The organism is Stenotrophomonas terrae, assembly GCF_001431465.1.
Lineage (GTDB): Bacteria > Pseudomonadota > Gammaproteobacteria > Xanthomonadales > Xanthomonadaceae > Stenotrophomonas > Stenotrophomonas terrae.
Window position 1 is genome coordinate 22,550 of the sequence record NZ_LDJJ01000034.1, and the last position, 12,175, is coordinate 34,724.

At 65.2% G+C, this 12,175-nt stretch carries 10 protein-coding genes; 6 read left to right on the plus strand and 4 right to left on the minus strand.

What is annotated here, in order from left to right; genetic code table 11:
- Window positions 1-85: 85 nt before the first annotated feature.
- Window positions 86-2,386 carry a DUF1631 domain-containing protein gene (locus tag ABB27_RS10865; protein WP_057628722.1) on the minus strand — a complete coding sequence of 767 codons (2,301 nt, stop codon included), beginning with the start codon at window positions 2,384-2,386 and terminating at the stop codon, window positions 86-88.
- 311 nt (window positions 2,387-2,697) lie between these two features.
- On the opposite strand from ABB27_RS10865, the gene ABB27_RS10870 reads away from it, so the two are divergent.
- The 4 genes from ABB27_RS10870 to ABB27_RS10885 are packed head-to-tail and all read left to right on the plus strand — an operon-like array spanning window position 2,698 to window position 5,555.
- The gene (locus ABB27_RS10870) at window positions 2,698-3,273 is read left to right on the plus strand and encodes a nitroreductase family protein (RefSeq protein WP_057628723.1); all 576 of its coding nucleotides are present in this window, start codon (window positions 2,698-2,700) and stop codon (window positions 3,271-3,273) included.
- Complete coding sequence (locus ABB27_RS10875) at window positions 3,261-4,199, plus strand: 5'-3' exonuclease (protein WP_083491266.1); 939 nt, start codon at window positions 3,261-3,263, stop codon at window positions 4,197-4,199. The genes ABB27_RS10870 and ABB27_RS10875 overlap by 13 nt, the downstream gene beginning before the upstream one ends.
- A complete protein-coding gene (locus ABB27_RS10880) occupies window positions 4,196-4,747 on the plus strand; it encodes an NUDIX hydrolase (protein ID WP_057628725.1) in 552 nt (183 codons plus the stop codon). Before ABB27_RS10875 ends, ABB27_RS10880 begins: the two co-directional genes overlap by 4 nt.
- Window positions 4,728-5,555 (plus strand): N-formylglutamate amidohydrolase, encoded by an 828-nt coding sequence (locus tag ABB27_RS10885; RefSeq protein WP_425477532.1) that lies wholly within the window; start codon window positions 4,728-4,730, stop codon window positions 5,553-5,555. The genes ABB27_RS10880 and ABB27_RS10885 overlap by 20 nt, the downstream gene beginning before the upstream one ends.
- A gap of 531 nt (window positions 5,556-6,086) precedes the next feature.
- Here the strand turns inward: ABB27_RS10885 and pip are convergent.
- The 3 genes from pip to prmC form a co-directional block, all read right to left on the minus strand.
- Entirely contained in the window at window positions 6,087-7,031 is a 945-nt protein-coding gene (pip, locus tag ABB27_RS10890) for a prolyl aminopeptidase (protein WP_057628726.1), read from the minus strand.
- A gap of 74 nt (window positions 7,032-7,105) precedes the next feature.
- Window positions 7,106-8,359, minus strand: a complete 1,254-nt coding sequence (locus ABB27_RS10895) for an erythromycin esterase family protein (protein WP_057628727.1) — start codon at window positions 8,357-8,359, stop codon at window positions 7,106-7,108.
- Window positions 8,360-8,578: 219 nt separating this feature from the next.
- Complete coding sequence (gene prmC, locus ABB27_RS10900; RefSeq protein ID WP_057628728.1) at window positions 8,579-9,421, minus strand: peptide chain release factor N(5)-glutamine methyltransferase; 843 nt, start codon at window positions 9,419-9,421, stop codon at window positions 8,579-8,581.
- Between the two features lie 300 nt (window positions 9,422-9,721).
- Here prmC and ahpC point away from each other — a divergent pair, with 300 nt between their 5' ends.
- Both ahpC and ahpF read left to right on the plus strand, forming a co-directional pair.
- The gene (ahpC, locus tag ABB27_RS10905; RefSeq protein WP_057628729.1) at window positions 9,722-10,285 is read left to right on the plus strand and encodes an alkyl hydroperoxide reductase subunit C; all 564 of its coding nucleotides are present in this window, start codon (window positions 9,722-9,724) and stop codon (window positions 10,283-10,285) included.
- A 198-nt stretch (window positions 10,286-10,483) separates the two neighbouring features.
- Complete coding sequence (ahpF, locus tag ABB27_RS10910; RefSeq protein ID WP_057628730.1) at window positions 10,484-12,076, plus strand: alkyl hydroperoxide reductase subunit F; 1,593 nt, start codon at window positions 10,484-10,486, stop codon at window positions 12,074-12,076.
- The last annotated feature ends 99 nt before the right edge of the window (window positions 12,077-12,175 follow it).

The following is a 12,175-nucleotide window of genomic DNA, read 5'->3' on the forward strand; positions in this document are numbered from 1 at the left end:
CAGTCCTCGATGCGCAACGGATCAACCGCCGGATCGTAGCAAAGCCGGTGCCCTGTGCGGCAGACCATCGTCTGCCCGACCGCAATCAGTTGGGTACGCCCTGCGGCTCCAGACGGTCGATCACGCCCTGCATGGCACTGTCGAAGGCACCGTCGTCCACGTGCGGACGCAGCCGATCCAGCCGCACCATCACTGCCAATTCTTCCGGCGAGGCCACGCAGAAACGGATGCCGCGGCGGTTGACGAACAGCAGGCGCGAGGAAATCGGGCTCACCCAGGACAACTTGCCGGCCTGCATCTTGCCGTCCTTGTCGATGAAGTCCAGCCAGGTGCCGATCTCCATCCTACGGAAGCGCTCAGCGTCACCGTCGTCGAAATCCTCGGCCTTGGTCGCGGTTCCAAACTCGATGGCCGGGGTTTCCGGGGCCGGCGCTGTTGGCAAGGCGATCTGCGGCAGCTCGGGCAATGCACGCTCAAGCTCCGGACGCAGCTCGGCGATGGACTGCAGGGTGTCATGCAGGGCGTCGATGGCGGTGGTGCCGCCTTCGCCATGCAGGCCGACGCTGGCAAACACCTTGCGCAGGCCCGGCTGGCTGGACTGCAGCCACAGCTTGCCGACGATATGGCGGCGCGCCTCGGCCACTTCTTCCAGCACGTCGTCGGCCAGTTTCAGGGCCTCGGTCACGCCTTCACCCTCATCGCCTTCGCGCAGCAGGGTGAGTGTCAGATGGTGGTTCCACGGCTGCCGCAGGAAGTCTTCAATAGCCTTGGGCAGGGCTACACCGGCAACGCGCTTGTCCAGCTCGGCGCTGGCGCGGTTGCGGGCGACTTCCAGCTTCTCCTGGCCGCGCTGGGTTTCGGCGGCACGGCGCTCGGTGATTTCGATGCGGCGACGATGCTGGGCCAGGAAGTCGCGGAATTCCTCCTCAAGGGTGAGGAAGATCGCCAGGTTCTCATTGAACTCGGCGGTCAGGCGTTCGATGATTTCCTCGACTTTGCCCATCAGCGCGCGCTCGGCCTGGCTTTCGCCGGCATTGCCTTCGCAGGCCTCGGCCAGCGAGTTGAGCAGCTTGCGCGCCGGGTGGGTCTTCTGCACGAACATGCGGCGGTCAAGCATGGCAACCTTGACGAAGGGCACCACCAGACGACCGATCAGCTCACGCGAGCGGCCTTCCAGATCGCGCTCGTCGAGCATCACGTCAAACAGCATGCCGACCAGGTCGATCGCATCTTCGTCCTGCGGGTCCAGATGCGCCTGCTCGGGGTCAACTCCAAGCCGGGTGGCACCGGACAGCACTTCACTCTTCAGGCGCTGCGCCAGCGATTCGCCATCCTCACCCACCGCCGCACGCAGGGTTGCGCTGGGCGTGGCCTGCAGCAGCGACAGCACCGACATCATCTCGCGCTGGTTCAGTGAACGATGCTGGCCTGCGCCGCCGTGCGTCGCATCTGCCGAAGACGCCCCTTCACGGGTCTGCCGGCTCTGCGCCAGCAGCTCGTGCAGCGCTTCGAGCACCATGTTCTGCGGATTGCCATAGGCCTGTTCGGCTTCAAAGCCGGCCGCTGCCTGCGCCGCTTCCTGGCCGGCAATGCTGCCGCGGCGCTGCGTCCAGCGCTCGGAGAACCGCCGCGCCCACATCGGCGCATGGCCTGGGTCGAAGCCTTCTTCTTCCTGCGCGGCCTGCGCCGCCTGCTCGGCAGGGGTACGCTGCGGGGTGGGACGGCGCGGCGCGGCAATCTCCGGCGCGGCACCGGCCTGGGCCAGGCGCTCGTCCACCGCTTCGTACAGCTTGCCGACACCGGCGGCGAACTCGCGCTCGCACAATTTGAACAGCACCAGCCGCACTTCGGCGGTCAGGTCACAGGTATAGAACGCCTCGTGCACGGCCACACCGATGTGCTCGGGGCCGATCGGGTTGGTATCGGCATCCAGCGCCGCCACCCCGGCCACCCAGGCCAGACGGTGATCGATGCGCAGCAATACCTGCTTCCAGTCGCGCAGCAGCACGGTGGCAAAATTGCGCACCGCCAGCCGCGACTCAAGAATGTGCTCGGGCACCAGGCTCAGGCCCCCCTCGTTCTGCCCCGCCAGCACGGCCTCGGCGGACTGCGGGGTACCGGCATCCAATGCGGCCCAGGCCTGCTGCAGGTGCGCGTCAAAACGGCGCGAGATCTCGTCGCGGCGGCGGCGCAGCTCGCGCATGCCATCCAGGAAGGCCAGCTGCGAGGGGCCTGCGGTCTCGGCGCGGTCGAACAAAACGTCGTCAAACCCTGCCAATACTTTGGCAAAGGCCTGCGAAAGCAGCGGCAACGAGGCCTCGCGGGCCATGCCAAGCAGCTTCTGGTTGCGACCGGGCTGACCGGCGGGATGCGGATTGGACATCATGCGCAAAGGCTCCACACCCTCACAGGCGCTGATCTTCTGTTAAACGAATTAGGAAATGCAGACGCGGCCCCCGAAACCGCACGCGCATGGTAGGCGGAGAAGATGAACAGGGTCAGTGATGCAGTCCGCACTTCCTACCTCATGAGCCCTTCCCCGCAATTCCAGCAATGCTAAGCGTGTCGGCGATTATTAGCGACCCATGCCCCGTTAAGGGCGGGCAACACAGTGCACAAAACCGACCCCGGCCCGCGCTAAACGGCTGGTACATGGGCGGCGTCTATAATCAGTGGCCGCCTCAGCCCCTGTGAACCATGTCCGACAACTGCTTCCTGCAAGCGCTGGATCAGCGCCATTCGGTGCCCTCCCTGCAACTGGGCGAGCCTGCGCCGGACCCCGCCACCCAGCTGCGCATGCTGCAGTCAGCGGTGCGCGTGCCCGATCACGGCAAGATGGTGCCGTTCCGCTTTCTGCGCCTGCAGGGCGAGGCGCGCCACGCACTGGGCGAGTTCCTGGCCCAGCGCAGCCGCCAGCGCGACCCCAATGCGTCCGAAGCCGCGGTAGAGAAGGACCGCCAGCGCTTTTCCCATGCACCGCTGATCATCACCGTGATCGCGCGGCTGCAGGACAACCCGAAAGTGCCGCCCCAGGAACAGCTGCTCACCGCCGGCTGCGTCTGTTTTGCCCTGCTGCAGGCCGCCCAGGGCTGTGGTTTCGGTGCGCAATGGCTGACCGCCTGGATGGCCAACGACCCGGAGGTCGCCCGTCATCTGGGCCTGGCCGACAATGAGCGGATCGTCGGTTTCATTCATCTCGGCACGCCCAAGATCGCCGTCCCCGACCGCGACCGGCCCGACCCGGCCAGCCTGCTGCAGGACTGGCAGCCGTGAGTGCCCCGCTGCAACCGCTGTATCTGGTTGATGCCAGCCTGTACGTGTTCCGCGCCTGGCATTCGATCCCGGATGAATTCCAGGATGCCCAAGGCTGGCCGGTAAACGCAGTTCACGGTTTTGCCCGCTTCCTGCTGGACCTGCTCGAACGCGAACGCCCGCAGCATATTGCCGTGGCCTTCGACGAGGCGCTGGATAGCTGCTTCCGCCATGCGCTCTACCCTTCCTACAAGGCCAACCGCGACCCGGCCCCCGATGCGCTGCGCCGCCAGTTCGCCCACTGCAAGGCCTTGTGCGCCGCGCTCGGCCTGGAGGTGCTGGCCGACCGCGAGTACGAGGCCGATGACCTGATCGGCAGTGCCCTGCATGCCAGCCGCGGCCGCCTGCGCGGCGTCATCGTCTCGGCCGACAAGGACTTGTCGCAGCTGCTGCTGGAACATGACGAGCAGTGGGATTACGCGCGCAACCAGCGCTGGGGCGCCGATGGCGTCAAGGCACGGCAAGGCGTGCACGCCCATCAGGTCGCCGACTATCTGGCCTTGAGCGGCGATGCGGTGGACAACATTCCCGGTGTTTCCGGCATTGGCGCCAAGTCGGCGGCAGTGCTGCTGGCGCATTTCGGCACGATGGACGCCCTGCTCGAACGCATCGACGAGGTGCCCTTCCTGCGCCTGCGCGGCGCCGCCACCATCGCGGTGCGGCTGCGCGAGCAGCGCGAACAGGCGCTGTTGTTCCGCCAGCTCACCACCGTTGCCTTGAACGCGCCGCTGCACAATGCCGCCGGCGGCTTCCTGCGCAACAGTGGCGACGGCGACATGCTCGGCGGGCTGTGCGAAGCACTGCGCTTCGGCCCGATGACCCGCCGCCGGCTGATGACAGCGGCCGGTCTGCAATCCCCTTCCACCCCTGCCAACGAGTTCGCATGAGCAACAACACCGCTGAACCGCGCGTCGTCTACGAAGGCAAATACCAGCGCATGCTGGTGCGCGGCACCTGGGAATACAGCGAGCGCACCCACGCCGGCGGCCTGGCCGCGATCATCATCGCGGTCACCCCGGACGACGAGGTGCTGTTCGTCGAGCAGTTCCGTGTGCCGCTGCAGGCGCGCACCATTGAGATGCCGGCCGGCCTGGTCGGCGACATTGATGCCGGCGAATCCATCGAGGTTTCGGCCATCCGCGAGCTGGAAGAAGAAACCGGTTGGACCGCCGACCATGCCGAGGTGCTGATGATCGGCCCCACCTCGTCCGGCGCCAGCAACGAGAAGATCGCCTTCGTCCGCGCCACTGGTCTGCGCAAGGTCGGCGCCGGCGGCGGCGATGCCAGCGAGGACATCACCGTGCATAGCATTCCACGCGCGCGCGCCGCGGCCTGGCTGGTCGAAAAAATGGGCGAAGGCTACGAGCTGGATGCCAAGTTGTGGGCCGGCTTGTGGATGATCGAACACCATCTGGATGGGCGCCCGCGTGGCTGATTCAGGCATTCAACAATTGCCGCCGCTGCTTGGCGCCGATGATCCTGCGGTGTTCGCCATCCACAACCCGCAGGGCCGCTCGCCGTTCCTGCTGCTGGCCGACCATGCCGGCCAGCGCGTGCCGCAGTCGCTGGATGCACTGGGCTTGCCGCAGGCCGAACTGGACCGCCATATCGGCTGGGACATCGGCATTGCCGGCACCACCCGCGCGCTTTCGCAGCGCTTGGACGCCTGGGCCATCGAGCAGACCTATTCGCGCCTGCTGATCGACTGCAACCGGCCGCTGGTGTCGCCCACACTGATTCCTGAAATCAGCGATGGCACGCCGGTGCCGGCCAATCTCGGCCTGGGCCAGCTGCAACGGCAGCAGCGCATCGACGCCATCCATGCCCCGTACCACGCCCGTATCGATACCGAGCTGGACCGCCGCCGCGACGCCGGCATGCCAACCCTACTGGTGATGATGCACAGCTTCACCCCGGCCATGAACGGCGTGCAGCGGCCGTGGCAGGCCGGCGTGCTCTACCACCAGGACACCCGCTTCGCGCATGCGCTGCTACGGGCCCTGCGTGCGGAGGGCGACCTGGAAGTGGGCGACAACCAGCCGTATTCGGTCAACAACAGCAGCGACTACGCGGTGCCGGTGCATGGCGAAGGCCGCGGGCTGGTGCATGTAGAGCTAGAAATCCGCCAGGATTTGATTGCCGATGCCGCGGGTCAGCAGGCGTGGGCGGAGCGGTTGGAGCGGATTTTCCGCGGTTTGCAGCCGGAGCTGCTTGCCATGCAGGAATCTGGCAAAGGTCTGTAGGAGCGGCGTAAGCCGCGAAGCTGGTGGACGGTCGGACGGGGCGCTTGTAGAGCCCCTGCCGAGCATGGCTCGGCACTACAGCTGCAATTTCTTTTTTTGTGGGAGCGGCGTAAGCCGCGAAGCTGGTGGACGGCCGGACAGGGCGCTTGTAGGGCCCCTGCCGAGCATGGCTCGGCACTACCGCATGCATTGCGTTGTCCACATAGGCTGTGCCCTGACGGTTACACAAGCTGTGGATAAGGCTGCGCACCCATTGTGCGACGGGCCTTTGCAGCCACTGGTGATTTTTTGATCAAGCACAGCCCATGTAGTGCCGAGCCATGCTCGGCAAGGGCTTCGCCAGCAAACCAACAACCGTGGAAGCGACGCTGGGGGGCCTCGGCCCACCAGCCACGGAGCTGGCAACAACGAACAGACACGCATTGCTGCGGCCTGATCGTCTACCGGCTTCGCGGCTTACGCCGCTCCTACAGGAGCGTCCATCAGCAACGCCCCAGCGGAGCATGGCTCCGCTCTACAGGGGTTGACTCATCAACCAGCGAAGCTATCGGTGGCGCGTACCAGTGCGTCCACGTTCTCGGCTTCGAATGCCGAATGGCCCGAGGCCGGGCTGATCTGCAGCTGTGCCTTCGGCCAGGCCTTGTGCAGCTCCCAGGCATTGGCCAGCGGGCACACCACGTCGTAACGGCCGTGCACGATCACGCCGGGGATGTCGGCGATCTTGTGGGCGTCGCGCAGCAGCTGGTTTTCTTCTTCGAAGAAGCCGCCGTTGACGAAGTAATGGTTCTCGATGCGGGCAAAGGCCAGCGCGAACTGCGGGTCTTCGTGGCTGTTGATGAAGTCGTCGTCCACGTGCAGGAAGCTGGTGGCGCCTTCCCATACGCTCCAGGCCTTGGCGGCGGCCAGGCGGGTAGCCTCGTCGTCGCTGGTCAGGCGGCGGTGGAAGGCCGAGATCAGGTCGTGGCGTTCAACCTGCGGGATCGGCTTGAGGTAATGCTCCCAGGCATCCGGGAACAGGCGGTTGGCGCCTTCCTGGTAGAACCATTCCAGCTCCCAGCGGCGCAGCATGAAAATGCCGCGCAGCACCAGTTCGGTGACGCGCTGCGGATGGGTCTCGGCATAGGCCAGCGCCAGCGTGGAACCCCAGCTGCCGCCGAATACCTGCCACTTGTCGACGCCGAGCTTTTCGCGCAGCTTTTCGATGTCGGCGACCAGATCCCAGGTGGTGTTGTTCACCAGATCGGCATGCGGGGTGGAACGGCCCGAGCCGCGCTGATCGAACAGGATGATGCGGTACTTGGCCGGGTCGTGGAACTGACGCATCTTGTCACTGCAGCCGCCACCGGGGCCGCCGTGCAGCATCACCACCGGCTTGCCGTTAGGGTTGCCGCATTGTTCGAAGTACAGGGTGTGGCGATCGTCGACCTTGAGCGTGCCGGTATCGTAGGGCTCGATGGCGGGATAGAGCGTGCGCATGGCAGCCTCGTAGTGAGCAGGCCGCACAGTTTAACGCAGCGATGTTTCGGTCTTGTCTGCGCAGCCCGCCGGAATCACGGCGAGCGGAAATCGGCCGGTGATATCGACGGCTGCAGCCACATCCCGTCGAAGCGCTGGCGCGCCTCGGGCAGGCCCAGGCCATCGGCGTAATCCATGCTCCATAACCGGCTGCGCGCATCCTGCTCGCCGGGCAGGCTACCCGCGTGCAGGTCCACGAACACCGCACCTTTTGCGGTGAGCCGTGATTCCAGCTGCTGCGGCCCCGCCGCTACCACCCGCAGCTGCTGGTCGATGTAGTCGCGATAACGGCCCTGTGCGCCGGCGTAGTGCAGCACATAGGTCTGTGCCTGCAATGCCGTCGGCAGCGCGCGGGTTACGTTGTCGACCGGCGGGAACCCACGCGGGTGGCCGTCACGGTAGCCGCCGAGCCGGTTCAGATGCGCGTAATGCCCCCAGACGACGGCCTTGCGGCCGGGGTAGGCCTGTTCCAGCAGCCACTGCAGGTTGGCAGCCATGACCGGGTCGTGCTCGTCGAAGGGCCGCAGCTGCCAGGCCACCTCGGCCATGCGCTGCAGGCTGGCATTGATACGCCGCCAGAAACCATCGCTGTCGAACACATCATCACCGTGTTCATCATCTGCCGCCGGCAACAGCTGCGGCAGCCACTGGCCGTCCGCCAGGAACTGCTCGCGCTCGCCCGCATCGGCCGGCGCCAGCTGACCATCAAGCAGGCGCTGCAGCTGCAGCAGATAGCGCTCTACCCGCTGCTGCTGTGACGCATCCAATACTTGCCGCGACAAGCGCGCGCGCAACTGCGGCACCAGCTGTGTGCGTGACAGCGCACCACTCAGACGTCCGTCGAAGCCGGCCAGCTGCATTGCCGCCGGCGCATCACGCTGCGCGTCCAGATAGTCATACAGCGGCCACAGCTCGGCGCTGTTGGCATACATGTAGAAGATGTTGCCCGGCGCATTGGCCCGCAACGGCAAGCGCGATTGCCACAGACGAGTGACATCGAACAGCCCGCTTTCCAGCACCAGCAGATCAAAGCCCTTGCGCTCGTGCAGGTAACGCACGGTGCGCACCTTGCTCGCGTAGATGTTGCCCTCGCCGTGGGTCAGCTCATCGAGCATGACGATGCGTTTGTCGCCGATTGCCTCACCCAAGGGTTCCAGATCGGCATAGTCGTCCTGCATCGGCGCGCTCTCCCGCAACGGATGGAGCGGGGCTTGCGTGCTGGAGGCCAATGCCGGCAGGCAGGCCAGCGACGCAAGCAGCAATACGGCAGTGAACGCGCTGCGGCCCATCGTCATCTCCGCTATCAAAACGGCGATGCTACGGGAGCTTACAAGCTGCGTGCTACGGACAGAAAATGACCTGGATCAGCGCCTGCAGTACGGTCTTCTGACTCCAGCTTGACCTTGCTCTTCGCCCTGCGTTGGCGTGTGCTCAAGCCCGACATTCCGCCAATGCGGGAATGCCGGTGAAACAAGAGCGGACACTCCACGGCAACGGCAGCGCCAACCTCAAGCCGGCCAACGCCCCAAGGTCACCCGGTCGCGCTGCTCCAGATCCTGCACGGTCTGTGCTTCCACGAAACCTGCCTGCTCGAGCAAGGCGCGGATCGCCGGCCCCTGGTCCCAGCCGTGCTCCATCAGCAGCCAGCCGCCCGGCACCAGATGTTCGTGTGCGCCGGCGACAATCTCGCGGATGGCATCCAGCCCGTCTGCACCCGAGGCCAGTGCCGGAGGCGGCTCGAAGCGCAGGTCGCCCTGTACCAGATGCGGGTCACCTGCAGCGATGTACGGCGGGTTGCTGACGATCATGTCGAAGCGGTCCGCACCCAGCGCCGCATACCAGTGCCCACGCCGGAACCATACATTTTCCAGGCCATGTGCCTGTGCGTTCTTCACCGCTACCGCCAGCGCCGGGCCCAGTACGTCAGTGGCCATCACCGTGGCCAGCGGCCGCTCGCTGGCGATGGACAAGGCAATCGCGCCGCTGCCGGTGCCCATGTCGGCCACCCGCAGCATCTCGTCGGCCGGCAGCCGGGCCAACGCCTGCTCGACCAGCAGCTCGGTCTCCGGGCGCGGGATCAACGTGGCGGTATTGACCTGCAGGTCCAGCGTCCAGAAGCCGCGACGGCCGGTCAGATAGGCCAGCGGGTGGCCCTCGGCGCGCCGCGCCAGCAGTACCTCGAAGCGCTCCCGGCTGTCGGCGTCCACGACATCGGTGGCATGGGCGAACAGCCAGGCCCGTTCCACGCCCAGCACGTGGATCAGCAACTGCTCGGCCTCATGGCGGGCATCTTCGCCCGGCAGGCGCGCAGCGGCCTCCCGCAACAGCTCGGCAACCTTCAACGTGGACACTTCATTACCTCTTCGCTGCAAGTTTCAGGACGGCGAGGATAGTCAGCGCGCTCGCCCCTGCCTACCGCCATCATCCTTGCTCAAGGATTAATCCCATCTATGCCGGGCCGTTCAGCCAGGCCTTGGACGGCTTGGAAAGCCCGCAAAGCACCCGATATCAGGCCTTGAGGCGGGCTTATGGCGTCGATTGATAGGTTTTATCTATTGATACGATGCATCCAATTCATTTGTTTTATTAGTTTCTGCCTATTAGTCTTGCTCCATCGATTCACCCAGCCCTACCACCCAAGAGGAAACTTCATGTCCCTTATCAACACCCAGGTCCAGCCGTTCAAGGTCAATGCTTTCCACAACGGCAAGTTCATTGAAGTCACCGAAGAGTCGCTGAAGGGCAAGTGGTCGGTCCTGATCTTCATGCCGGCCGCATTCACCTTCAACTGCCCGACCGAAATTGAAGACGCCGCCGAGAACTATGCCGAGTTCCAGAAGGCCGGTACCGAGGTCTACATCGTGACCACCGATACCCATTTCTCGCACAAGGTGTGGCACGAAACCTCGCCGGCCGTGGGCAAGGCCAAGTTCCCGCTGATCGGCGACCCGACCCACCAGCTGACCAACGCTTTCGGCGTGCACATTCCGGAAGAAGGCCTGGCCCTGCGCGGCACCTTCGTGATCAACCCGGAAGGCGTGATCAAGACCATGGAAGTGCATTCCAACGAGATCGCCCGTGACGTCTCCGAGACCCTGCGCAAGCTGAAGGCTGCCCAGTTCACCGCCGCCAACCCGAACCAGGTTTGCCCGGCCAAGTGGAAGGAAGGCGAGAAGACCCTGGCGCCGTCGCTGGACCTGGTCGGCAAGATCTAAAGCCGTACCGCACTCCCACCCCGCCCTCGCGGCGGGTGTGGGGGTGAACCGCAGACTGTTTGACGCCAGCCAGCACGGCGCCAGCCAGCCGAGCAAGCAGGCTGCGGTTCACCCCTACTTTCCAAGGCGACCTGCCCCCACGCAGTGACGTCACTCCCTAGTATTGCCTCGACGTTTTGCCTCGATAGGAGATTGTCCATGTTGGATGCCAACCTGCAGACCCAGCTCAAGACCTACCTGGAACGGGTTACCCGCCCGATCCACATCACCGCGCACGCCGATGACGGCGAAAAGTCGCAGGAGATGATGGAGCTGCTCAACACGCTGGTTACCCTGTCGGACAAGATCACGCTGGACGTGCGCCGTGACGGCCAGGGCCGCGTGCCTTCGTTCGACCTGGACAGCCCGGGCCAGAACATCGGACTGAGCTTCGCCGGCCTGCCGATGGGCCACGAGTTCACCTCCTTCGTGCTGGCCCTGCTGCAGGTCGGCGGCCATCCGTCCAAGGAATCGGCCGAGCTGCTGGAGCAGATCCGCGACCTGAAGGGCGAATACCGCTTTGAAACCTATTTCTCGCTGTCCTGCCAGAACTGCCCGGATGTGGTGCAGGCGCTGAACCTGGCCGCGGTGCTGAACCCCAACATCACCCACGTCGCCATCGACGGCGCCCTGTTCCAGGACGAGGTCGAGCAACGCCAGGTGATGTCGGTGCCGACCGTCTACCTCAACGGTGAAGTATTCGACCAGGGCCGCATGAGCCTGGAGCAGATCGTCGCCAAGCTGGACACCGGCGCCGCTGCCCGTGAGGCCGAGAAGATCAAAGCCAAGGATGCCTTCGACGTGCTGGTGGTGGGTGGTGGCCCGGCCGGTGCCGCTGCGGCGATCTATGCCGCACGCAAGGGCATCCGCACCGGTGTTGCTGCCGAGCGTTTCGGCGGCCAGGTGCTGGACACCATGGCGATCGAGAACTTCATCTCGGTGCAGCACACCGAAGGCCCGAAGCTGGCCGCCGCGCTGGAAGCCCACGTACGTGAGTACGAGGTCGACATCATGAACCTGCAGCGCGCCACCAAGCTGGTGCCGGCCGGTGCCGATGGTCTGGTCGAAGTGCAGCTGGAAAACGGCGCTTCGCTGAAGTCCAAGACGGTGATCCTGTCCACCGGCGCACGCTGGCGGCAGATGAACGTTCCGGGCGAGAACGAGTACCGCAACAAGGGCGTGGCCTACTGCCCGCATTGCGACGGCCCGCTGTTCAAGGGCAAGCGCGTGGCGGTGATCGGCGGCGGCAACTCCGGCGTGGAAGCGGCCATCGATCTGGCCGGTATCGTCAGCCACGTCACCGTGTTCGAGTTCGACAGCAAGCTGCGCGCCGACCAGGTGCTGCAGGCCAAGCTCAACAGCTTGCCCAACGTGAAGGTGGTGCTCAATGCACAGACCACCGAAGTGCTGGGCGACGGCCAGAAGGTCAATGGCCTGGTCTATACCGACCGCGTCGGTGGCGATTCGCACCGGGTCGAGCTGGAAGGCATCTTCGTGCAGATCGGCCTGCTGCCGAACACCGAGTGGCTGCGAGGCACGGTGGAGCTGAGCGGTCGTGGCGAGATCATCATCGATGACCGCGGCCAGACCAATGTGCCGGGCGTGTTTGCTGCCGGTGACTGCACCACGGTGCCGTACAAGCAGATCGTCATCGCGATGGGCGCCGGTTCGACTGCCGCACTCAGTGCCTTCGATCATCTGATCCGCACACCGGTGCTGCAGCCGGCAGCGGTAGAGGCTGAAATCGCCTGATGTACAAAGCCCCTCTCCCTCTGGGGTGAGAGGGGCAGTTTGCGAACCACCGGTTCGCTGTCCCACGAACGCCCCCGCGTCAGCGCGGGGGCCGGGGCG

What these genes read in the sequence shown, in the direction of transcription:
- ABB27_RS10865 (WP_057628722.1), bottom strand. Translation starts at nt 2,386, where the DNA reads ATGATGTCCAATCCGCATCCCGCCGGTCAGCCCGGTCGCAACCAGAAG.
- ABB27_RS10870 (WP_057628723.1), top strand. Translation starts at nt 2,698, where the DNA reads ATGTCCGACAACTGCTTCCTGCAAGCGCTGGATCAGCGCCATTCGGTG.
- ABB27_RS10880 (WP_057628725.1), top strand. Translation starts at nt 4,196, where the DNA reads ATGAGCAACAACACCGCTGAACCGCGCGTCGTCTACGAAGGCAAATAC.
- ABB27_RS10885 (WP_425477532.1), top strand. Translation starts at nt 4,728, where the DNA reads ATGGGCGCCCGCGTGGCTGATTCAGGCATTCAACAATTGCCGCCGCTG.
- pip (WP_057628726.1), bottom strand. Translation starts at nt 7,031, where the DNA reads ATGCGCACGCTCTATCCCGCCATCGAGCCCTACGATACCGGCACGCTC.
- ABB27_RS10895 (WP_057628727.1), bottom strand. Translation starts at nt 8,359, where the DNA reads ATGGGCCGCAGCGCGTTCACTGCCGTATTGCTGCTTGCGTCGCTGGCC.
- ahpC (WP_057628729.1), top strand. Translation starts at nt 9,722, where the DNA reads ATGTCCCTTATCAACACCCAGGTCCAGCCGTTCAAGGTCAATGCTTTC.
- ahpF (WP_057628730.1), top strand. Translation starts at nt 10,484, where the DNA reads ATGTTGGATGCCAACCTGCAGACCCAGCTCAAGACCTACCTGGAACGG.